The organism is Litchfieldia salsa (assembly GCF_900104555.1).
GTDB lineage: Bacteria > Bacillota > Bacilli > Bacillales > Bacillaceae_L > Litchfieldia > Litchfieldia salsa.
On the sequence record NZ_FNJU01000001.1, the window covers coordinates 446258 to 468485 of the forward strand.

The window sequence follows — 22228 nt, forward strand, 5'->3', positions numbered from 1 at the left end:
CCATTCTCTAAGACTTTTTCTCATAAGAAAACACTCATCCCATTTAGTTCTTATTATTTCGTTATACCATTACTTTTAGATTGCTCTTAACCAAAAAATACAATTATTCTCTTTCATACAACTCTCCAAATAATTTTTGAATTTGGTTCTTTAATTTTATATCTTCTTCCATTTCCTTGACTATATTTTTTAATGTTTTAATTAATACTTCTTCGGATCGGGTATCGGGAGCTTTTCTTTAGTAAATATATGGCATTGGATGTTTTTTGCTGTTTACGGAGGGATTAATTCTTCGACTTATATCGCTTTCTTTACCCATTAATCGTCCTATACGGCGTCTTGAGACTGTTAAACCCGATTTAGCTTGGTCCCTCTTAATTTTCCGAGTGCCATATACTTGACGGTTATTGTTAAAATCTCTATAATTTTCTCTTTTAATTCTTACTCTTCTGCGAGCGAGTTGTAGGATTTTGAACATTGCTGATATCGAATATTTGTGACCATTTCTTCTATCACTCTATTTTCATCCCATGATCAGCGCTGCTTGCTTTAAAATATCGACTTCCATTTCTAGCTGCTTATTTCTTTTTTAAAATCAATAAATTCTTGTTCTTCTGGACTTCGGTTAGCCTCTCTTGAAAGGATCCAGACTCCTGGAATTGAACAATCCATCTGTCTAATGCTGAAGCAGTTAATTCATATTCACGGACAATATCTTTACGACTTTTTTCACTCTCATATAAAGCAACCACTTGCTACTTAAGTTCTGTGGAAAACTTTTTCTTTTTTGGACATAGTAGAATCGCTCCTCACTTGTTAGAGTCAAGGGGGACAGGTTTTCCTTGGACCAATGTTATATGTAGGCTGCTAAAGAACATCTATCTATCTATCTATCTATCTATCTATCTATCTATCTAAAATAGACAGACAATCTATAATTTGGATTGTGTTTCTGTATTCACAAATGAATCCCTTTGATATAATGCAGATAGAATGAAAAAAACTCGAATTACATTAATAATTTTTTGAGGTTGAGGAGGGAATTTTGATGTTACATACGAAAACACCTGCAGGAACTTACGATGAGAATGACTATTGGACTGTTACATACATTAACATTCTATCAGAGAATTCTGATGAGCACAAAGAAGTAGTTCGTGAGTATGGTGATTGTGATAATGCCTATGAAGATTATTGCTATTATAAAAAGAAATGGTGGGCACAAGACTGCACATATAATCACCATAGAAGATAAACCGAACTATAAAGAAAAACTTCGGTAAGATTGGATTATAGATTATCGCTGAGCTTTATTTAAAAGTACATAAGACACTTCGGTGTCTTATTCTATTTCCGCCTATTTTTCCAGTTAGGCCTAATTGTTTATTATTCCACTAACCACGCCCCTATAGTTTATAGTGCAGCCCTTTACAAAGTCACTTGACGCTACTCCTCTTTACTGCACAGTATATAGTTTACTACGTAATAAACGAGTTACACCACAATTTCCCTCTTTCAAACTACGCCGAAACTACTTAACCGATTACGGTAACATTCTTAGGGTAACTTGAACCATTTACTGCTTCAAAATCCACTACCTCCCAAAAAACCCACCCACAACCGGAAACCCTACAAACTCCTTCCTCATCTCCCGAAACGAAATAACTCCATTCCCCCTAACAACCTCAAAATCTAGCGGATATTCATGACAATTCATAGGCTGATTCTGATATGTCTTCACATAAAACTGAGTCGCCTCTTCCGGATTACGCGCAAAGATAAAGACAAATTCCCGGGGATTCATTTTCAAAGAATAGATATTAATCCGATGAAACCCCAACACATTCTGTTGAATAATTTCCGCAACCTTCTGATGATCCGCTTTATTCAAGTCTAGTTGTGAAATATCATCATGCAATGAAACCTTTTTATCCGAAAGTAAGTGGTATATGTAATGAGCCAAGGTTGATTCTTCACTAATTAAACAATCATGGTAAACATCTTTCACTAACATTCTTATCACCTCTATATAGGATATGTTTATCTTGTTTTACAGCAGTAAAAAGTTTAGTAGATATATCGGATAAACCGCGATTCAATTTGGACTATCCTCATAATCCTCAATCCTCCCAGTGAATTCATTGTATTTAACATTAATCGTACCAACCGGACCATTACGATTTTTCGAGACGATGATTTCTAGGGAGTTGTTGTCTGATTCTTTGTCATAGTACTTCTCTCGGTATAAGAACAAGATGACGTCGGCGTCTTGTTCGACGCTGCCTGATTCGCGGATGTCGGACATCATTGGGCGTTTGTTGGCTCTTGATTCGACTGATCGATTTAGTTGTGCTAAGCAGATAACCGGGCAGGCGAAGTCTTTGGCAAATGTTTTTAGGTTTCGGGATATTTCGGTTACTTGTAAGTGAGCGTTCCCTCCATAGAATTCGCTGGATTGGATGAGTGATAAATAGTCGATTAGGATGATTGGTTTTTTGGTTGGATATTGGTTCATGACTTTGCGTGTTTTGGCTCTCATTTCGGCCACCTTTTGTGCGGCACGGTCGAAGATTTGGATGTGGGTTTCACCTAGGTTGCCTAAGACGTTTGGCCATTTTTCTTTTTGAGGCTGACTTAATAGTTCTTTTGGATTTTTCATTTTTGATCGATTGAACCCTCCTGTGGAAGCTATTAACCGAGTCGTTAATAGCTTTTCAGGCATTTCTAGTGAGAAGATGATTGGTACATAATCTGACCATCCTGCTGATTTGGCAAGATGGAGCATGACGTCGGTTTTTCCCATTGATGGTCGTGCTGCTAGGATCGTTACTTCCCCGTCCTGGAAGCCTCCTGTCATTTCATCTAGCTTTTTGATTCCTGAAGGTGCGCTTTTTACGGTTTCTTGGTCTTCCCATGGTGCTTCATACAGCTTTGAGAGTGATTGTTGGATGGATGTATGATCAGTGACCTTCACGAGGTTTATGTTATCCAATGCACCTATGACTTTCGCAATCTCCCAGTTATGAAGAGCTGCGATCGTCAGGATGTTTCGCTTTTCACGTTCCTTCCACACATCGATGATGATCTCTTCGATGTTGTCGAATTTCTCAATGTCGGCATAGGATAACAGCTCTGACAGATAAGACATCCCTCCGAAGGAATCGAGGTCAGGGAGTGTTGATAAGGTGATTAAATCGATATTCTTACCCGCTCTGTTTAACTCTAGCATTCTTCGCATTAATTCTTTATGACACGTACTTTCTAGTTGTTCAGGTTGAATCACGGTATCTTTGATTAGATAGCTCTCTTTCATCAAGCTTCCTAGGAACGACTTTTCTACGATACTCACCAATCTTCACCTTCCGATAGATTTAGTTGGAATTCCTTTGTTTTGCCTTTATGTTCTGCTGGTTGCTCTTGCTCGGTCGGTTTCTTCTTGTGATAGAGATCAATTTCTTCGACTGTTAAGAGTCCTTCATTTTCCCAGTTTTTGAGGATTCCCACTACATAATTTAGCTTTCTGATATTGTTGGTGCATGCAATGGTCATGGCTTTCACGATGACATCCTTTGGGTTGAGAAATCGTGAATCGTCTAGCCAACATAATAGCTGTTCTTTGGCGTTCATGTTTGAGTAGCCGAATCCGTTTTGGTCCCAGAGCTCTATGATTTCTTTGACTTCTTCTTTTTTCTTTTTTGTGTTTTGTTGTTGTTTTTCTTTTTCTTTTTTATTTTCTTTTTCTTTTTGTCCACGCATCGTGTGACGAGTCGTTAGCGCAGCGTCGTTCTCTGTATTTTCGCTTTCTATGTATGGCTGGGTTACAGGATGATGTCCTTGTTCCTCTTCAACACCTTCTTCTTTTTCATAAAAGGATTTGAAGATAGTTTGGATGTCGGTTTTCGTGATGTGTTCTGCCACATATGGGATGAGTGAGGTGTCCTGGACTTGTTGTAGTTCTGAGATGATGCAGTCGATGACGGGTTTGCCGCCTTTGTGGAGGTTGTATTTCCCCCAGTTTTTGATGGCGAGTTCTCTGGTGTCTGGGTTGTAGCGGATGACTTGATGGTGTCGGTCCATTCGGTCCATTAGTGAGTGGATGGTTTCGATTGAGTAGCCTGTGTCAAAGGCCATTTGTTTTTTGGTTATCCGGTAAATTCCGATTTGTGTGGTGTGGGGATTTGTGAGGAGGTAGAGGAAGAAGTATTTGTCCTCGGGTGTCATTTCTTCTGAGACAATTGGGTTGGTCCAGAAATTTGTTTGGATCATTCGGTATTTGGCCATTTGGGCACGTTCCTTTCGATTTGGGGTTTAGTCTTTTCCTATTAGTTATAGGGTGGGGAGGGGGGAAAAGGGGCATGGGGGTTTTTGGGAAAATAAAAAAATACACCTCCAATTGTTAGTTGTGTCTAACAATTGGGGTGCAGTTCATGCCTGTCCCCACGTCCCCATATTTGTTCTTTCGATATAAAAATCAGCTCCGTTCAACACGAAGCTGATTTACTTTGCGCCTATTTATGGTCGATAATTGCCCAAAAAGCTGGTTTTACTTTGTATTCTGGATCAAATACGAAAGGTGCATCTTTTCCTGCACTTCTTTCAATATTTGCATATGGTGCACCTTGCTCTGTTACAACGTTGCCATCTGCATCATAGTAAACATCTGCACGGTCATTGAGCCAGGTATGGTTATCAGCAATGCCCCAAAATGTCACATTACTAATTTTATCGCCCAATTTCTCATACAACTTGAACAAACGATCATAGCGGGCTGCTTGATCCATAAATTTAAATTCTGGAATGGCAGCATAAGTTGGATACGCTCTTGGAGGGTAACCATACATACTAACATCAAGTTCCGTAATTTGGTTATCCAACCCAAGTTCGGCAAACATGTTAATTGACGTTTCAATATCTGATTCAGAAGGCCATCCAATTTGGATGTGTCCCTGATGACCAACACCATCAATTGGAACACCCTGATCTAGTAAATCCTTAACTAGGTTGTAAAGACTAGATCTCTTTGGTTCTACCTCTGTATTGTAATCATTGATATAAAGCTTAATGTCTTCTCCGCCATATTCTCTCGCTGTTTCAAAAGCAACTTTAATATAGTCTGGTCCTGCAATTTTATACCAATTAGAATCGGTACGTAACCCACCTCCATCAGAGATGACTTCATTGACTACATCCCAAGATTTCACATCATCTTTATAGCGTTCAACAATTGTTTTAATATGAGTTTCTAAACGCTCTAATAATAGCTCTTTGTTTGCCGCACGCTTTACTTCATCTGTTTCATTTGGCATCCATTCACCCTGTTTATTACTGAAGAACCAATCTGGTACCTGGCTATGCCAGATAAGGGTATGAAAACGAATGTCCATATTATTTTCTTTTGCAAATTTGACAATTTTATCTGCTTCTTCAAAGTTAAATTGACCTTCTACTGGCTGAATACTCACAGGCTTCATGACATTCTCTGCCACGATACTATTAAAATGGCGTTTTAACATTTGAGAATCTTTTTCATCTAATAATTGATAAGGCTCAGTAGCTGCACCAATAGTGAAAGAATCTTTATATCTCTGATCTAATTGTGGTGCTGTTAATGCGCTAATAGTTGGTTTTTTCTCAATCTTCGTAGTGTCAGCTAAAACATTCGATCCTGCTGGCACTAATAAGGCCAAAGCGAATCCAGTAATAATAGGCTTACGTAAAACTTTTAGCATGTTTTCAGCTCCTTTAATATTTTTTTGAAAAGGCTTACTAAAAGTATCGGAATCCCCCCTCCTATTAATAGTTTGCTAGCAGATAAATAAAGAAAAGGCTTTCAAAAGTTTCACTATGTTATGTACCTGCTAATCTCATTACAAGGATTATTATATCGTCCAATAGATTTCATCAATACCCAAAAAACTAAATGTTTTACTTTAATTTTTAAAGTAAATCGATTCCATATATAGAAAAAATATCCTCAACTCTTCAAAAAAGAAGAAGGATTATTTACGTTTCCACTAAAGAATTTTGTAAGCCCAAAAGAAATAAAATACTATTACCATAGATATCTATCAAATAGAAACGACTAATCTTAATTATAAACTCTTCCCCGTTAAGCTGAACAAGTTAGCAAAAGGTAAGCCTTTAAAGTCATCTCCAGCTTTTTCCCTGCTCCACCCGAATTGGAATAATTTCCCCCTCATTCCGCATTTCCATCTAAAAATTCGCACTAAAATTATAAGTTCCTTATTACTTAATTAGAATTGAAATTACGTGATTGATCTTAGCCACACTTTTCAAAATATGTATTCAACTTCTTTATCATTGGGTTTGTGATAGTAAACTCTTTAAGCGTAAAAGTAAAGTTCATTAGCTTAAGAACATTCTTTCACAAAGCCATCTAAAAATGAATATCTTTGCTGCACAGTATGTAGTCTAGATGTAGGGGATGAGTGAGGTGTCCTGGACTTCTTGTAGTTCTGAGATGATGCAGTCGTTGATTGGTTTGCCGCCTTTGTGGAGGTTGTATTTCCCCCAGTTTTTGATGGCGAGTTCTCGGGTGTCTGGGTTGTAGCGGATGACATCATGGTGTCGGTCCATTCGGTCCATTAGTGAGTGGATGGTTTCGATTGAGTAGCCTGTGTCAAAGGCCATTTGTTTTTTGGTAATGCGATAGATTCCGATTTGTGTGGTGTGGGGATTTGTGAGGAGGTAGAGGAAGAAGTATTTGTCCTCGGGTGTCATTTCTTCTGAGACAATTGGATTGGTCCAGAAATTTGTTTGGATCATTCGGTATTTGGCCATTGGGGCACGTTCCTTTCATTCTTCATTTATAGTCATATTAGTTATAGAAGGGAATGGAGGAAAAGGGGCATGGTTGGGAGAATTAATTGTGAACTTTTAATTAGGAGATTTCCGTAAAGAGATTCAAATGCTAAGAAGTGCATTATAAAAGACCTCCATTTGAGGTCTTCGTAATATTTATATTCAGTTAATTTTCTACCAGTAAGTATTTCAAATAGTTCTGCTGACTCAATTACATCCAATTGTGTATATTTACTTTCAGCGTTTATTGCTAGTTCGACTTTATCTTTATATGGAGTTATCCAAAGTTTGTATATTTTAAATTTACATTTAATACCACTAGTGTAACATTACACTAAAAGGGAAATCTCAGACAAACTAACATGTTCAGGGAAGCTCTTAAATTCTTTAACATTTAAAATCAAAGAAGAAGTTCTTTTTATAATTCATTTATACAATTGCAATCCAGATTTTTAAAAAAATAATTTAAATGAATAGAGGCGATGAATTTTGACAAGCAAGTCCATCATTGCAATTTTAATAACAGTAGTTGCTCTAGTTACTGGTCTGTATTACAATTTTAATAATTTTTTAGAAAAATGGGGTCAGTCCCCCACTGAAGTACCGCTTTACTCCATTGGGGGACTCGCCCCAATCTCTTATGAACTCTTATTTATCAACGCGCTACCTTTTTCTCGAAAAGAAGTGTCAGCCACTCGTTCAATTTCCGTTTGACCATCATGATAACGAACAACCGTCACACTACAGTTATCATGGATCGTGAAGTCTCTACTGTTTGTCAGTTGCAGCAAATAATTTCCGATCGTTACCCCATGTGAGAAAATTAATATATTTCCACCTTCTAATGCATGATTTGCTACGATTTCTTTGACTACCTCTTCTGTTCTAGTAAAAAGCTGTACAAAGCTCTCGCCTTCTGGAGCAGAAGCATCCAAATTCAGATTCAGTCCCGATCTAAACAACGTTTCTAGTATGTTCCCATACAGACTTTTAATTTCTTCCTCAACTAACGATTCTAATACACCAAAATTCATTTCTCTAAATCTCGCATCAATTTTCAAAGGAATGTTTCGGTCACCAATGGCATATTTGGCTGTATCTTGGACCCTTTGACTGTCACTTGCGTAAGCTGCAACAAAGTCAATATCAGCTAGCCCTCTACCAACCGACTTCGCTTGAAGAATTCCTTTTTCAGTTAGTGGCGAATCACAAAATCCCTGCATCCTTTTTTCAACATTATATTGCGTTTCTCCGTGTCGTACAAAATAGAGAGTAAGTTTATTGTCTTTTTCCATTTCTTCACATCCTTACATGGATACAAAGGATGGTTTCCCATCCTTCTACTTTTAGATCATTATAATACTTCACCATTACTAGCGATGACATTTTTATACCAGTCAAACGATTTTTTCTTTCTTCTTTCTAACGTCCCGTTACCATAATCGTCTTGATCAACATAGATGAATCCATAACGCTTAGACATTTCAGAAGTACCTGCACTAATTAAATCAATACAACCCCAGCTCGTATAACCGATAAGGTCTACGCCTTCTTTTATAGCCTCACTCATTTGCTCGATATGTGCACGAAGGTAATCAATTCGATAATCATCATTAATTGATCCGTCTTCTTCAACTTTATCATAAGCACCTAATCCATTTTCAACAATGAATAAAGGTACTTGATAACGATCGTACATTTTCTTTAATGTGACACGTAAGCCTTTAGGGTCGATCTGCCAACCCCAGTCAGATGTTTCTAAGAATGGATTTTTAATTCCAGTGAAGAAGTTCCCTTTTTCTTTGATCTTTTCAGGTGAACCACTTGCCACCATTGACATGTAGTAGCTAAACGATAAGAAATCGACTGTATGATTTAACAAGACTTCTTCATCACCTGGTAACATCTCAATATTGATGTTATTTTCTTTAAAATAAGCTCGCATAAAGCTTGGGTAATACCCACGTACTTGAACATCAGTGAAAAACAAATTCTTTTGATCTTCTTCTAATGCGGCTAATACATCATCTGGACTGCATGTTTCAGGATACACTTCCATACGAGCAAGCATACAACCAATCATTGCACCTGGAATGATTTCATGACAAGCTTTGACTGCTCTAGCACTTGCGACAAATTGATGATGAAGCGCTTGGTAAACAGCTTGTTCCTTATGTTCCACACGATCCACAAGAATCCCACTGCCAATGTACGCTGAAAAAGTGGAGATATTGATTTCATTAAACGTTAACCAATAGTTCACTTTTCCTTTATAACGATTAAAGACTGTCTCAGCATAATGGACAAAGAAATCAACTAAACGACGATCTGTCCAGCCATTGTATTTTTGTACCAAATGTAGAGGAATTTCGTAGTGAGATAATGTCACTAATGGCTCAATTCCATACTTTGCTAACTCGTCAAACACACGGTCGTAAAACGCTAATCCTTCTTCATTTGGCTCTCTTTCATCACCATTTGGAAAAATACGAGGCCATGAGATTGACATACGGAATGTCTTAAAGCCCATTTCAGCAAACAATGCAATATCTTCTTTGTAACGGTGGTAAAAATCAATCCCACGGCGTTTAGGGAAATTCCCTTCATCTTTTTTAGCTAACAATTCTTCTAATTCCTGATCACTTTTGACATCCATTTCAATATCATGACCACGCTCTTCTTTTGGTACAAAAGAAACCATATCAAAGATGGATAACCCTTTTCCACCTTCATTATACGCGCCTTCTAGTTGGTTAGCAGCCGTTGCTCCACCCCATAAAAATCCTTCAGGAAAATGTTTAGTTTTCATGTGATTTCCTCCTATTTTTTCACATCTATATGTGTTTTAACAAAAAATGTAAGTCCCTAAAATCATCATACAGCTCAGAACACAAAAAAACTGGTCTCTTTAAGACCAGTTGGAGTCATAGCGTTGATAGCGATTCATTAATACATCAAACAATCGTAAAAGCGTGTAACTACTCACACTACTATTTTCAATTCTGCCACATTGTAGAACTTGATGAAAACCCTCCAATTGCTCCAGCTCATTCGAAAATGTAAGAAGCAATTTTTTCCCTCTTGCAGCTTTTATTTTTTCAAGAATGATCGAATTGTGTGAAAGAATGTTTCCTTGAATGGATATAGTAATAATCATGTCTGCATCTGTTACATCAGATAGTCCATCCATTTGTTTATATAGATTTGTCCCACATTCACAAAGCTTGCCGAGCAGAACTAATTTCTTTTGCAACTCCATCGCTTGAATTTGATGCTTTTCAAAACCTAGAATGACAATTTTTTTCGATTGTTTTATTTGTTGTACAATCCATTCCAGCTGTGACTCAGCGATTTCATCAATCATTTTACTATTTTCTTCTAGCTGTTTTAAAAACGATGGTGTCGTTATCCCGTGGTCAGCTTGTTCTTGAATAGAGAATCCAGCTGGAATGGCCACACTATTTCTCATATGTGAAAAGTTCTTAAAGCCAATTCGTTTGCAAAAACGATTAATGGTAGAAGGAGCCACATTACATGCCTCTGAAACGCTATCTAATGAAAAACTCTCGATTTTATCGATATTCTCCAGCATACTTTTTGCAATATTGTAGTTGATATCTTTATTAAGAGAATTATTTATGTAAGCTAATAAAGTATAAATCAGTTGCTCCACTTTTCCCCCACCTTAACCTTGATCAATCAGTATGACACTAAAATAGTCTATTGTCTTATATTACCTCATTTTATAGGTTGTTTTCTCAAAGTTTGTTGTTTAGAAATAAAATAATAAAACGGTGTACAAGCAGCCTTAATACACGTAGACTCCTGCGGGACCAGTGGCCAAAGTGAGACCCCACAGGAGCTTGTGCTGTGAGGAGGCTCACTGGTCACCCGCCGGACGCGAAGTGTATTCAGCCTGTGGCTTTTAAAAGCAACAAGCTATACGAAAACAACATTTTTATATTACTGAACATGAAACGAATTCAACAAGAGAAAAGTTTGTTCAGAAGCAAATTAAAGATATATAAATAACATCCTTAGCCATACTAAGAATGATTTAAAATAACTACGATAGGAGGCAATATAATGGGTGGTCGAAATGACACTTCAGGATCAGCTAGTGGAAAAAGAACATTACCTCAAACTCCCAAAAATTTAAAAATAGCACCAGAGCGTGTGGACGAAGAATTTTCTCGTGAGCTAGGTGAAAAAGGGAAGAAAATGAGAGCTACTAGACCTCAATAACACAGAACACGGTGATATATACTCCCTTGCTGGGGGAGAAATATATCACCTTTTTATAAAATAACTCGCCGTCCTTGTATCTCTCTATACATACATAAAGAATAAATAGTATAGCCATGAGCATACTTAAAATAGGAAAATTCAAAAAAGGAGATCTTTAATGGATACAAAACATACTGTAGGTTTATCATCAACAGAAATTGCAGGATTATGGGCTACCTATATAAACGATAGTTTATCTATCTGTCTCACAAAGCATTTCTTGCACCATTCGAATAACGAAGATATTAAACCCTTAATTAAACGAACCTTAGATTTATCAAATAAACATATTGAGGAAATTAAGAGCATTTTTGAAAAAGAGAACATCCCTATTCCCAAGGGATTTTCCGATGAAGATTTAAATCTTTCAGCACCACCTTTGTTTTTTGATTTATTTCCTGTGAGTTACACATACGGAATGAGTCGTATGGGTTTGACGAACTATGGTATGCTATTATCTAACGTTGCCCGTGAAGATATACGGACTTTCTTCTCTAAGTGTTTGACCTCTACATTGGATCTTTATAATACATCAGTAAATCTTATGCTTTCAAAAGGGATATACGATCGCCCATCAATGATCCCATACCCCGATAAAGTTGAATTTGTTAAAGAAAAGGAAACTTTTCTATCCAAATGGTTCGAAAAGAAACGCCCACTAAATGTTCTTGAACTATCTGAAATGTTTTTTAATATTGAAAGGAACTATTTTGGTTTAGTCTTACTCACTGGTTTTATTCAAGTGGTGAAAGATGAACAAATCCAAAAATTTTTAACAAAAGGAAAAGAGTTAGCTATGAAACAAATTAAGTTCCTAAACCAAACCTTAATCAATGAAGATCTGCTTGGCACGATAATGATGAACTCTGAGGTGTCAACTTCTACTTCTTCTCCTTTTTCAGAAAAGCTCATTATGAACCTTGTAACGATGCTCAATACCCAAGGAATTACCTATATTGGTCATGCAATAGCTACATCAGCTCGAGTGGACCTCTCTACCGAATATTTAAAACTAATTCCTGAAATCTTGCAGTACGGGAAGGATGGTACAGACATTCTGATAGAACGGGGATGGAAGGAAGAACCACCACACGCTCCGAATAGGCAGGAGTTGGCGGGAAATTAGGTTCTGGCAAAACATTTATTGCACTGTATTTAGTCTACTACGTAATATTAGAGTTACTAAATAGATGAATACAGAAATCGAATATCCATACTTAATAACGCTGGTTTTAAAGGACGGAAGGTTTTCTCAAAGTTTTGTTTTAGACATAAAACATTGAAATGTAAGTTACAAGCAGGCGAATACACGTAGACTCCAGCGGGACCAGTGGCCAAAGTGAGACCCCACAGGAGCTTGTGCTGTGAGGAGGCTCACTGGTCACCCGCCGGACGCGGAGTGTATTTAGCATTCGGTTTTAAAAGCAACAATCTATACGAAAACAGCCTAATAAAAAAAGAGCCGTTTGAAAATCAAATGAGTCGAGTTCAATCTTTTATAGAACATTATTTAAATTCACGATTTCAAGAACAGCCTGTTCAGCTGCCAGGAGTGCACCTTCAAGATGTCCACCGTATTGTGAATTCGTCTCTGTACCAGCAAAAATGATCTTCTTTTCCCATACCCCTGAATTCGGTGGTTGTCCATACTTTGGAAAATCTCTTAGTGGGTCCAGATCTTCCTCAACAGCCGTTTCCAAATCTTTGGACCAATCTTTGTAAAGGGTCGCACTTACGTCTTGGGCAGAGGTTCCAAAGAGTCTTACCAATTGGTCGATGACTAATTTTAAAACCTTATCTTCTCCCATTTCTATGCGCGTTTTCGCTGGCATTCCGAAGAAACCAAATAATGCACCAGATCCTGTTTCAGGAGAAGCATCATGGATTTCTTGTAAGGGACCAACCCAGCTCGTTACAAATCCAGAAAAGCCTGATTCCCTCCAAAAGGGACGATCATAGATTGCAATTGCCTTGGCTTGACCTGCCATCCAAGTAGGTTTGTTTACAAGGTCTGTCATCATATTGGAAGGGAGAGAAGGAGAGAATTCAATATGACGAGCCACAATTCGAGGTGGCAATGCTAGGATAACAGCACTTGCCGAAACGCTTTTTTTCTTCCCATCTGCAAGGTTTGCTTCAACCGTGATCCCACCAGATTCATCAAGTCGAATTGCTGTAACTCGTGTTTCAAGCTCGATGATCCCTGATGGAATTGTATCTGCTACAGCATCAATTAGAGACTGTACACCTCCTTTGAAGCGAACTGACCTTTCACCCGAATTTTCCGGTAGAACATAACGCTCTGGTGGTTTGTTTTCGTATCGTTCTGAAAGCATTGCCCCTTTTGTGTACTGGACAAACGTTTCTAAATTCAGTTCATGAACAAGATTGGTAATCGTGTTCTCATACTGTGGCCAGAACCATGTCGGCCCAAGGTCAAATTTGCCCAGGTCAGGTCTGTTTAGATCAGAAGTGCTCAACACCCTACCACCAAACCTCTCTCTAGCCTCCAAAACCTTACAATTGATACCCTGTGCAGCAAGTAAAGATGCAGCGCGTAAGCCACTCAAACCTGCCCCAACAATAATTACAGGATCGTTCACATTCCATCCTCCTTTCGACCGTCTGTTTGCTTTATTTTAAAGTAAGTAGAAAGATTTATCTATTTAAAAACTAATTTAAAGAACATTATTAAATAATATAAAAAACGACCACCCTATAAAGTGATCGCTCATATGATTGTTTAGTTACGAGTATCTTTGTACTACACAGAGCCTATTTTTCTCAGTGTCCTTTTCCTATCACTTCATTATTTCTGCCACTAGTTGGTGGGAGTAAAGTCGGGCGCTGTGGTCATAGATCATCGTGCTCACCATTATCTCATCTGCCTTCGTCTTATCTAAGAAGGCTTGGAGCTTTTTCTTTACGTTGATAGGACTTCCGATGATCGTGGAGGCTAATTGTTTATCTAAAACTCCCTTTTCATATGGGCTCATAAGTTCATCCAAATTCTTTACTGGTGGTTGTAGCTGTGATGGTGTGTTCCTCATCATATTTAAAAAGCTTTGTTTGATGGAGGTGGCAAGCCATTCTGCTTCCTCATCCGTATCTGCCGCTATGATGTTTACTGCTACCATTGCGTAAGGCTCTTTATACTCATCCGACGGTTGGAAGTTGTCGTAATACAATTTTAGGGCTGGTAGTGTGTTTTCCGGTGAAAAATGACTGGCGAAAGCAAATGGCATCCCGAGTTGTGCCGATAATCTGGCACTAAAGCCACTAGAACCCAGCAACCAAATCGGGATATTCGTCCCTTCACCAGGGATTGCTCGTACCATTTCCGTCCCTTGGAAATAGGCTTGTAGTTGTTCTAATTGTGCCGGAAAATCATCGCCATTGGTATAGTTTTCCCCACGAAGAGCATGGGCTGTTCGTTGGTCCGTTCCTGGTGCACGCCCCAATCCTAAATCAATTCGACCTGGAAACATAGCTTCAAGGGTTCCGAATTGCTCTGCGATAACTAGTGGAGAATGGTTTGGAAGCATGATCCCACCGGATCCTACACGGATAGTAGAAGTGTGTGCCGCTACATGACCGATTACGATGGATGTTGCAGAGCTTGCGATTCCAGGCATATTATGGTGCTCCGCTAACCAGTACCGTTTAAATCCTAGTTTTTCGGTTAACTGTGCTAACTCTATCGAATGTTGAAAGGATTGTCTAGGCGTCCCCCCTTGCACGATGGATGCAAGGTCAAGGACGGAAAAAGATATTTCGTTGATAGATTTTGTTGGTCTAGTTGTAGACATAAAATATCCACTTCTTTCTCTTTTTATTTAGTTAGTTTTAGCTTATTTATTCGCACCTTACAAAATGGGATTTCATATTAACTTTTTTAATCATAACAGAAAATAAATCTCAACTGCATCCATTTGAATTTCGATAGTCTTTATTGGGATGGCTAATGAGTATAGATTAGATTAAATAGAAAATAATAAACTATAACTATTAAGGGTAAGTGAACCTTTCACTCTCTGGTCGACCCTCTTCATCGGTTACTTCTATATTTATGGACTCAGATGAATATAGAGAAAATAAAAAAATATATGGTATATGATGCTACAAAAAATTTGTCACTAATTGTCGAAATCGAAAGAAAGTTGTATAATAAATAAGAAATGAACGAAAGGACTATTAGCATTGAACTCCAAAAACAACGTAATTCATATACCCTACGGCGGATATAAAAACGAAACAAGTATTAATGGTGTTACGATTCGTCAACTAGTAGAAAGTAAGGGACTAGACATACTTCATCATAGACTTGGAGACAGTAACCGTTGGGCTGTTGGACCTATTGTAGGGTGGGACGGCCTTGAATTTGTTTATATCCTAAAAGGTTCTCTTTCGTGGAAGGAAAGAGATGAATTAAAGGTAGCTTCAGTAGGAGACTATCTTATAATGGATCCTATTTTAGAAGACACCTTATTCAAAGCAATTGGGGAAACAGAGTTTTTATACATTTCTTCTGGAAGCATGTATGAAAGCGTTGATGATCAAGTGAAGGAATATATGGATCTCGCAGTCACGGTGGAAGAAAAAGATGGATATACCGCAGACCATTGTAGGCGAATAAAGGATCTTTCAATGAAAATTGGTGAAGTAATGGAACTTTCATCAGAAGAACTGTTGGAATTAAACTTCGGCTCTTTCTTACACGACATTGGGAAAACAAAAATTCCAGATGCTATTTTGAATAAGCCTGGTAAATTAACCAATGAAGAGTATGAAGAGATGAAGCTACATACAGTTCATGGAGCTGACCTTTTAAGGAAAACTGGAATTCCAATATTGGAAAAAGCAAGCATAATTGTAGAACAACACCACGAAAGATATAACGGTACTGGGTATCCTAAAGGCCTTAAAGGAGACGAGATCTCGCTTCTAGCCAATATTGTAGCAGTTATCGATTCATTTGATGCTATGACGAGTGTACGTGTTTATAGTCAGGGACGGTCCGTTGAATCTGCCATTGAAGAAATCAAGCGAGAGAGAGGTCGTTTGTTTCATCCTCAAGTGGTGGATGCATTTTTGTTCATTCAATAGAAAAGGGGAATTATAAATGAAAATTAAATTAATGTCATTATTATTAGTTATTACTTTGGCAGTACTAACAATACCGCAAGAAAGTCAGGCTTCTTATTTATCTGAAGACGATATTACGCTTTCTATAAACCTAGCTGAGGATCTTATTCAGCCAAGTGGGTCACTTGGAACAACTAGCTTTGAAACACAAGAGGAGATTCATTCCACAATCACAAACGTTAGTGGAGCAGAAGTTGACCATTCTTACATCTGGATTGAACTTAATGGTGTTAAAATTTTAGCAGTTGATCCAATTAAAGTGGTATATTAAGTTTCAGAAATACACTTAACTAACTTAGTTAAATCATACACGACAAAACACCTATAAAAATTTTTATAGGTGTTTTTCTATAGAAATTGGCTAGAGTGCTGACAAGAGTTTCATTCCTTTACAGGACAAGGAAAAATGGGGCAAGCCTTCTAGTAGCAAACCACTATCAAACCGGCGACAACAACACCTACAACTTCTGATTCTAGAAAAAAAGTTATTTCAAAACTGTACAGAGCAAAAAAAGGGTTATCCTAACGCTGTTCTTTCAACTCCACCCTGAGCATGACGCAAAGCATGGTCGAGATAAAGATGATTATGCTTGCAGAGATAAACATTGGAGTATAAATCAAAACTGTTTCTTCTAGTTGAAGAAATCCTTGTTACTGCTCAGTTATAACCTCTATTAATTAGTTTTTTGAACTTTTTTTAATATCTTTGTCATCCAGTAAGAAATAAACACGATCACAACATCAATAAGGAAAAGATGAAATTGATGTGTTCCTTTTCGAAATTCAACAAAACCCATGGATTTTTCAACCGTTGCAAATCCAAAGGCAAACACAGCACTTAACAACAAAGTGTACAAAAAGAAATTTTTATTCCTATTGGTACAGTATTGGTATAGAAGTAGGAAACCAACTGGAAGCATTGATGCAGATACATTTATTCCATGGGGTAATAGAGGGGTTAAAAAGTAGTAATGTACAAAGTACCCCTTGGTTCCCATTGCAATAATAAAGTATGACCAAAGAATATGTATTGTGTAACCAAAGAAAAGTATCTCAAATAATCTTCTTCTATCTAGGAAAAAATAAAGGAATATAAGTGGAACTATTAACATGGAAACTGCTAACCAAAATTGCCAATCCCCCACACTTGAAAACTTATTCCAGTAAGAAGTTATTAAAGAATTTAACTCATCCTGTTTATCATAAATTTTCTCCCAATATTGTCTACGATCCACTTTAATACCCCTTTTCCTCTAACCTCTGTCACTTCATTTTCTATAATTTACCCACTTCTCACTTCAACATACATATGATATTAGATGAATTTTAATTTACGATTATTGCACAATACTGCTTCGTCGTTAGCACAAGAAGCCAAGGGGTCAGTCCTTGGCCCATTAATAAAACATTAGGATCGTTGTTTATAATAATAAAAACGTTTACACCTTAGAAAATTAATATAATAGAAAATTTAATATTTCTCTCTTCAACTTAAAAAATTTTGTGAAGATTTGGGGCGGTTCTCCCCTCTTTTGAAAAAATCATTCTAAACAAAAAAAACTTAGCCTTAAGAAAACAAGGCTAAGTTTTTTCACTATATGTTATATCCGTTTAAACTCAAATCTACCTTGTTCCTCATTGGATGTATTAAATCATATTTTTTTGACAATCGCTGATTCCTACTATCACAACCTAAGCCCTTTTCACAAATAATTCTAATAACTCTTTGGCACTATGTACTTCTTTATCCGGTTTATAGATAGCATTAGTCGGTAAATCTTTCTTACGATGATTCATCCAGATCGCTTGCCAGCCTGCTTGTTTTGCTCCGAATATATCTTTTTCAAAATTATCCCCGATATACACGGTTTTGATTTGGTCAAGGTCCATTTTCTGTTCAATAAAATCAAATACTTCTCTTTTGGGTTTTGCATGACCAATCGCACCAGAAATAAACGTCATTTCTGCAGGAATCCAACGACTAAGGCTAAGCTGTTTAATTTTCATTACTTGATGTTTTTCTTCACCATTTGTCAGAATCCCAAGCTGTTTCCCATCTTTGTAAAGTACATTGAGTAGTTCTTCCACTTCCGGAAACAAGGTAATATTTTTTTGTTCGGTCACATACGTTTCATGAAAAGTAATCGCTTTTTCCGCATTTATAATAATGTTAATATCCTTAAAGGCAGACATAATTCGTCCGGTTTGCCATTCAAATTGGGATATTTCACCTGCTTCACTTTGATCAAATAAAATCTCGCTATACTTACGACTAGCCTTATATAATTGATCAATTTCTTCGTCTGAAAATGGCTCTTGAAAAAGCTTCCTCACCGTTTTGTGAAAAGATTGTGCTTGATCATATAGTGTATCATCGACATCAAAAATTATTGTATCCATTCTCATAGCCCTCCTTGTCTTATAATGATATCACTTATTTATCAACGAGAGAAAATAGAGAGTCAATAGTTCCTATCTTAGAAAAATAGGGTCCCCCCCATTGAAGTGCCGCTTTACTCCACCGGGGGACTGGCCCCAAAACTGATAGTCTTTATTGTGATGGCTGATTAGTATAAAGAAGAAAACAAACAAATAAAGAGCCGAGGGACAGGTCCCTTGGCCCAATGCATATATCTATCCCTATCTTTTATACTCATGAAGTCAGGTGCCTACCCCCTCGTCCCTATAACCTTCAACTATCTATGTTAGTTCAAGTTTAAACGCTTTTACAATTATTCCATCGTTTGCAGGTTCAAAGTCGTATTCTGGACAACGTACAAATCCTAAACTTTTATATAATACTATGGCACTATTCATGAATTCTCCTGTGTGTAATCCGATGGCTTTTTGATCTTTTTGCTTTGTTCTTTGAATACACTCAGTGACTAAAGCCTTTCCAACACCTTGCCCGCGTGCGGCAGGGTCTACAGCGAGTAAGCGAATTTCAGCGTGATCCAACTCATCCAGAAAACCTTCATAAGCATTACTATTCGGTGGAAAAAGTGCTACACTTCCAAGTATTATTCCATCCTCCTCTGCGACAATCAGCTCCACCCCTGACTGGCTATCTGCATCAGATGATATTGCTTTCTGCAATGCATGAAAATGATCTTCCGGGATTACATTCTTATGGTCATAATACGCACGTAACCTCTGTTCCCGGATGAAGGGTATTTCTTCTTTTACTGCATCTCGTATTATCATAGACATCTCCTATTTCGTATAAAGGAATTTTTCTTCTTTCCCACTTACAGACTCTCTGTTATGAGAAGTTACCCATTTAGATTCATCGGGACCCTTAGGTAAAATAGATGGTTCTCCTTTTTCAGGATTAATTGTAATAGATAAATGGTAATGTCTCTTTATGCTATCAAAATCAGTTGTATCCCCGAAACCTGGAGTTTGGTATAAATCCCGAACATATCCCCAAAGATTTGGAAATTCTGAAATTAGAGTGCGGTTTGTATTAAATGCTGTGTAATAAGCTGCATCGAACCGGACTAATGTTGTATATAATCGAACATCAGAGTCGGTTATATAATCTCCAAATAAGAAACGTCGTGTTGTAAGGTGTTCTTCTAATTGATCCAATCTAGCAAAAAGTGTATCATAGGCTAACTCATAAGCTTCCTGAAAATGGGCAAATCCACATTTATAAACCCCATTGTTAACTTCATGGAAAATAACTTCGTTCATCTTATCAATATCTTGTTGTAAATGGTCGGGATACAAATTCGGCGCATTTTCTTTATGAAGTGGTCCCCATACCGTTTCGAAATAGTTCGTAAGCTTGAAATAGTCGTTATTTACAGCTTTTTTAGTCGCTATGTCTACCATTACAGGGACAGTTGGTCTCCCTGTATATTCAGTATCGGCAGCTAGATACAATTCGCTAACATATCGTACCCCTAGAATAGGATCAACATTTCCCTCATCTAATGCAAATTCCCAATCAACTCTTCCTACTCTCGGACGCATGGGACTTACCATCCCTAAACTGATCGCATCATCAAGTCCAAGGACATTACGAACAATTACTGTACGATGTGCCCATGGACATGCTGCACACCATATAAGACGATACTTACCAGCTTCTATCGGAAGCTCATTTGGAGAATTGCCAAAAGGAGTGATAAATCGATTGGTTTGCCTTACAAAACTACCTTCTTTTGAAATTTCTTTTGGTTTATTTCGCATAAAAACCACCTTTTTAAAAATTCTAAATAAAAAGATTTTATTAATTTCAATATAAGTTAGTTACTGTTGTTAGTCAAAATTTAGACAGTTAAAGGGTAGATAGAGGGCCAATGGGACAGGTCCCTTGGTCCAATGAAATATGTAGACTTTACGTGTCAGCAAAGAGCAAACTCTTGTATCCTAATCACTTCTACAAAAACATCCGATCAGGCAGTAATCTTTTGCTTATTTTATTACTGACCAAAAAATAGCTAAGTAAGCTCCGAATACTAATGCAAAAAATACAAAAGACCAAATCAAATTTTCTATTATGTTTTTCTTGCGGATTGTAGAAATAAGAAAAACCATTAAATTAGGACACCCGCCGGTAAATGCGAGCGCCGACATTGCCTTGAACAACTCCACTTTTGGCGTGTAATCCGGGGCGGAACCAAATCCCATGATTCCCGCGAAAAATAACAAAGGATGGGTAAATAATAGTATTCCATTAACTAATAGGTACTTTTTAAATACAGTCAAAGCTTCTCCTCCTGTTTAACCGAATAAACAAAAGGGAAATCCTGTCCTGTTGTTTACTGGTAATGTTCATAAAAATACTAATAGGGCTGAACCACCAAAGAGTGTAAGAGACACTTTTCCAGTTACAGGTATTTACCCAAGATCATAATCTATTTTATATAACGTTTCAATCATATCTCGTTTACTTCGAAACCTTTTGTTCATAAGATTACTAACTTAATGACCAAAGACTGGAAAATTGCTTAAAAAAACTCCATTTAAGATAACCAAATTTATTATTTAATCATATGGTGCCAGGCACCGAATAACTTCTTAAATACATAATTTCCCATACACTTTAAAATCATATTCTAACGTCTTTTTTCACATTCTAACAGTAAAATTGTTCGCTATACTTTTATTTGAAAGGATCTAAATGATGAAAAAATGTTTTATTCTAGGTCTCTTTTTAACTTTTGTATTTAATACTTATCCTGTACATTCTTTTGAAGGTAATAGTGTTAACAATGATAACCAATCTTTAACCCCAACTCCTAATCCATCAATAGAAACAATCGCAAGAGATGGACAATTTATCCTTATGACAAAAGAGGAATTTAAGAATTGGTTATTCAACCAGCAATTTAAAAGGAAAATAAACCTTATTCAACATCACCATACATGGGCACCATCATACAAGCATTTTAAATCGAACAACCACCTTCAAATGGTAAAAAATATGGAGCATTACCATAAAAGTCAAAAAGGATGGAAGACGATTGCTCAAAATATTACAATATTCCCTGATGGAAAAATCGTTATTTCAAGACCCTTTGACATGGCCCCTGAAGGTTCTATTGGTTCGAATGCAAATGCTCACGGAATTGCAATTGAAAACATAGGTAACTTCGATAGAGGACAGGATGTAATGACAAAAGAGCAAAAAGATACGATTGTTTATATTACAGCTTTATTATGTATGAAATTCAATTTAAAGCCTTCAATTGACACCATTACTTATCATCATTGGTGGCATTACAAAACAGGGGAAAGAATATTAGATAAGGGTGCTAGCAATGACGTTAAGTCCTGCCCTGGTACTAATTTTTTCGGTGGAAATTCAACGCAAAGTGCCAAAAAGTATTTTTACCCTCTTGTATCACGTAAAATCGAAGAAATTTCAGCTTCTAAATAGTTTTGAAAAAATCGCGTTCATTTATACGAATTTTTTACCCTATCAGTCCAACAATGGACTTGTAAATAAAAAAGAGCGCAATTC

20 protein-coding genes and 2 pseudogenes are annotated in these 22228 nt (G+C 37.1%); 6 read left to right on the forward strand and 16 right to left on the reverse strand.

Features of this window, described 5'->3' with window-relative positions; translation table 11 throughout:
- Positions 1–103: 103 nt before the first annotated feature.
- A pseudogene (locus BLQ56_RS24280) lies at positions 104–313 on the reverse strand (DUF6262 family protein); the annotation flags it as partial.
- A 735-nt stretch (positions 314–1048) separates the two neighbouring features.
- Here BLQ56_RS24280 and BLQ56_RS02000 point away from each other — a divergent pair.
- Positions 1049–1255 carry a hypothetical protein gene (locus BLQ56_RS02000; protein WP_090849443.1) on the forward strand — a complete coding sequence of 69 codons (207 nt, stop codon included), beginning with the start codon at positions 1049–1051 and terminating at the stop codon, positions 1253–1255.
- Between the two features lie 339 nt (positions 1256–1594).
- Here the strand turns inward: BLQ56_RS02000 and BLQ56_RS02005 are convergent, their stop codons facing one another.
- From BLQ56_RS02005 to BLQ56_RS02040, 8 genes and pseudogenes are all read right to left on the reverse strand, one after another.
- The gene (locus BLQ56_RS02005) at positions 1595–2014 is read right to left on the reverse strand and encodes a hypothetical protein (RefSeq protein WP_090849444.1); all 420 of its coding nucleotides are present in this window, start codon (positions 2012–2014) and stop codon (positions 1595–1597) included.
- Between the two features lie 81 nt (positions 2015–2095).
- Entirely contained in the window at positions 2096–3349 is a 1254-nt protein-coding gene (locus BLQ56_RS02010) for a replicative DNA helicase (RefSeq protein WP_090849445.1), read from the reverse strand.
- Positions 3346–4281, reverse strand: a complete 936-nt coding sequence (locus BLQ56_RS02015) for a DnaD domain-containing protein (RefSeq protein WP_238457136.1) — start codon at positions 4279–4281, stop codon at positions 3346–3348. The genes BLQ56_RS02010 and BLQ56_RS02015 overlap by 4 nt, the downstream gene beginning before the upstream one ends.
- A 227-nt stretch (positions 4282–4508) precedes the next feature.
- Positions 4509–5729, reverse strand: coding sequence for an endo-1,4-beta-xylanase (locus BLQ56_RS02020; protein ID WP_090849446.1), 1221 nt, complete (start codon positions 5727–5729; stop codon positions 4509–4511).
- A 706-nt stretch (positions 5730–6435) separates the two neighbouring features.
- Positions 6436–6801 (reverse strand): annotated as a pseudogene (locus BLQ56_RS02025) (DNA replication protein DnaD); the annotation flags it as partial.
- Positions 6802–7460: 659 nt separating this feature from the next.
- Positions 7461–8117, reverse strand: a complete 657-nt coding sequence (locus BLQ56_RS02030) for a histidine phosphatase family protein (RefSeq protein ID WP_090849447.1) — start codon at positions 8115–8117, stop codon at positions 7461–7463.
- A 59-nt stretch (positions 8118–8176) separates the two neighbouring features.
- Positions 8177–9631, reverse strand: a complete 1455-nt coding sequence (locus tag BLQ56_RS02035) for a glycoside hydrolase family 1 protein (RefSeq protein ID WP_090849448.1) — start codon at positions 9629–9631, stop codon at positions 8177–8179.
- A 99-nt stretch (positions 9632–9730) separates the two neighbouring features.
- Positions 9731–10495 (reverse strand): MurR/RpiR family transcriptional regulator, encoded by a 765-nt coding sequence (locus BLQ56_RS02040; RefSeq protein ID WP_090849449.1) that lies wholly within the window; start codon positions 10493–10495, stop codon positions 9731–9733.
- A gap of 413 nt (positions 10496–10908) precedes the next feature.
- Here BLQ56_RS02040 and BLQ56_RS23305 point away from each other — a divergent pair, with 413 nt between their 5' ends.
- Both BLQ56_RS23305 and BLQ56_RS02045 read left to right on the forward strand, forming a co-directional pair.
- Positions 10909–11067: a YfhD family protein gene (locus tag BLQ56_RS23305; RefSeq protein WP_175490160.1), complete on the forward strand. Its 159-nt coding sequence runs from the start codon at positions 10909–10911 to the stop codon at positions 11065–11067.
- A 160-nt stretch (positions 11068–11227) separates the two neighbouring features.
- Positions 11228–12235: a DUF3231 family protein gene (locus BLQ56_RS02045; protein WP_090849450.1), complete on the forward strand. Its 1008-nt coding sequence runs from the start codon at positions 11228–11230 to the stop codon at positions 12233–12235.
- A 370-nt stretch (positions 12236–12605) separates the two neighbouring features.
- Here BLQ56_RS02045 and BLQ56_RS02050 read toward each other — a convergent pair whose 3' ends face one another.
- Together BLQ56_RS02050 and BLQ56_RS02055 are read right to left on the reverse strand one after the other, a co-directional pair.
- Entirely contained in the window at positions 12606–13712 is a 1107-nt protein-coding gene (locus tag BLQ56_RS02050) for a flavin monoamine oxidase family protein (RefSeq protein ID WP_090849451.1), read from the reverse strand.
- A 198-nt stretch (positions 13713–13910) separates the two neighbouring features.
- Positions 13911–14918: an LLM class flavin-dependent oxidoreductase gene (locus BLQ56_RS02055; RefSeq protein WP_090849452.1), complete on the reverse strand. Its 1008-nt coding sequence runs from the start codon at positions 14916–14918 to the stop codon at positions 13911–13913.
- 391 nt (positions 14919–15309) lie between these two features.
- On the opposite strand from BLQ56_RS02055, the gene BLQ56_RS02060 reads away from it, so the two are divergent.
- Positions 15310–16215 carry an HD-GYP domain-containing protein gene (locus BLQ56_RS02060; RefSeq protein WP_090849453.1) on the forward strand — a complete coding sequence of 302 codons (906 nt, stop codon included), beginning with the start codon at positions 15310–15312 and terminating at the stop codon, positions 16213–16215.
- Between the two features lie 16 nt (positions 16216–16231).
- Entirely contained in the window at positions 16232–16525 is a 294-nt protein-coding gene (locus BLQ56_RS02065; protein ID WP_090849454.1) for a hypothetical protein, read from the forward strand.
- Between the two features lie 403 nt (positions 16526–16928).
- On the opposite strand, the gene BLQ56_RS02070 is transcribed toward BLQ56_RS02065, so the two are convergent.
- The 5 genes from BLQ56_RS02070 to BLQ56_RS02090 all read right to left on the reverse strand — a co-directional run bounded on the left by BLQ56_RS02070 (position 16929) and on the right by BLQ56_RS02090 (position 20970).
- Positions 16929–17489, reverse strand: a complete 561-nt coding sequence (locus tag BLQ56_RS02070) for a hypothetical protein (RefSeq protein WP_090849455.1) — start codon at positions 17487–17489, stop codon at positions 16929–16931.
- A gap of 457 nt (positions 17490–17946) precedes the next feature.
- Positions 17947–18654 (reverse strand): HAD family hydrolase, encoded by a 708-nt coding sequence (locus BLQ56_RS02075; RefSeq protein ID WP_090849456.1) that lies wholly within the window; start codon positions 18652–18654, stop codon positions 17947–17949.
- Between the two features lie 300 nt (positions 18655–18954).
- Complete coding sequence (locus tag BLQ56_RS02080) at positions 18955–19458, reverse strand: GNAT family N-acetyltransferase (RefSeq protein ID WP_090849457.1); 504 nt, start codon at positions 19456–19458, stop codon at positions 18955–18957.
- Between the two features lie 9 nt (positions 19459–19467).
- A complete protein-coding gene (locus BLQ56_RS02085; RefSeq protein WP_090849458.1) occupies positions 19468–20451 on the reverse strand; it encodes a glutathione S-transferase family protein in 984 nt (327 codons plus the stop codon).
- A 225-nt stretch (positions 20452–20676) separates the two neighbouring features.
- A complete protein-coding gene (locus tag BLQ56_RS02090; RefSeq protein WP_090849459.1) occupies positions 20677–20970 on the reverse strand; it encodes a hypothetical protein in 294 nt (97 codons plus the stop codon).
- A gap of 415 nt (positions 20971–21385) precedes the next feature.
- On the opposite strand from BLQ56_RS02090, the gene BLQ56_RS02095 reads away from it, so the two are divergent.
- Positions 21386–22144 (forward strand): peptidoglycan recognition protein family protein, encoded by a 759-nt coding sequence (locus tag BLQ56_RS02095; RefSeq protein WP_090849460.1) that lies wholly within the window; start codon positions 21386–21388, stop codon positions 22142–22144.
- The last annotated feature ends 84 nt before the right edge of the window (positions 22145–22228 follow it).

What these genes read in the sequence shown, in the direction of transcription:
- BLQ56_RS02045 (WP_090849450.1), top strand. Translation starts at nt 11,228, where the DNA reads ATGGATACAAAACATACTGTAGGTTTATCATCAACAGAAATTGCAGGA.
- BLQ56_RS23305 (WP_175490160.1), top strand. Translation starts at nt 10,909, where the DNA reads ATGGGTGGTCGAAATGACACTTCAGGATCAGCTAGTGGAAAAAGAACA.
- BLQ56_RS02005 (WP_090849444.1), bottom strand. Translation starts at nt 2,014, where the DNA reads ATGTTAGTGAAAGATGTTTACCATGATTGTTTAATTAGTGAAGAATCA.
- BLQ56_RS02075 (WP_090849456.1), bottom strand. Translation starts at nt 18,654, where the DNA reads ATGGATACAATAATTTTTGATGTCGATGATACACTATATGATCAAGCA.
- BLQ56_RS02015 (WP_238457136.1), bottom strand. Translation starts at nt 4,281, where the DNA reads ATGGCCAAATACCGAATGATCCAAACAAATTTCTGGACCAACCCAATT.
- BLQ56_RS02055 (WP_090849452.1), bottom strand. Translation starts at nt 14,918, where the DNA reads ATGTCTACAACTAGACCAACAAAATCTATCAACGAAATATCTTTTTCC.
- BLQ56_RS02080 (WP_090849457.1), bottom strand. Translation starts at nt 19,458, where the DNA reads ATGATAATACGAGATGCAGTAAAAGAAGAAATACCCTTCATCCGGGAA.
- BLQ56_RS02065 (WP_090849454.1), top strand. Translation starts at nt 16,232, where the DNA reads ATGAAAATTAAATTAATGTCATTATTATTAGTTATTACTTTGGCAGTA.
- BLQ56_RS02085 (WP_090849458.1), bottom strand. Translation starts at nt 20,451, where the DNA reads ATGCGAAATAAACCAAAAGAAATTTCAAAAGAAGGTAGTTTTGTAAGG.
- BLQ56_RS02020 (WP_090849446.1), bottom strand. Translation starts at nt 5,729, where the DNA reads ATGCTAAAAGTTTTACGTAAGCCTATTATTACTGGATTCGCTTTGGCC.
- BLQ56_RS02035 (WP_090849448.1), bottom strand. Translation starts at nt 9,631, where the DNA reads ATGAAAACTAAACATTTTCCTGAAGGATTTTTATGGGGTGGAGCAACG.
- BLQ56_RS02095 (WP_090849460.1), top strand. Translation starts at nt 21,386, where the DNA reads ATGATGAAAAAATGTTTTATTCTAGGTCTCTTTTTAACTTTTGTATTT.
- BLQ56_RS02030 (WP_090849447.1), bottom strand. Translation starts at nt 8,117, where the DNA reads ATGGAAAAAGACAATAAACTTACTCTCTATTTTGTACGACACGGAGAA.
- BLQ56_RS02000 (WP_090849443.1), top strand. Translation starts at nt 1,049, where the DNA reads ATGTTACATACGAAAACACCTGCAGGAACTTACGATGAGAATGACTAT.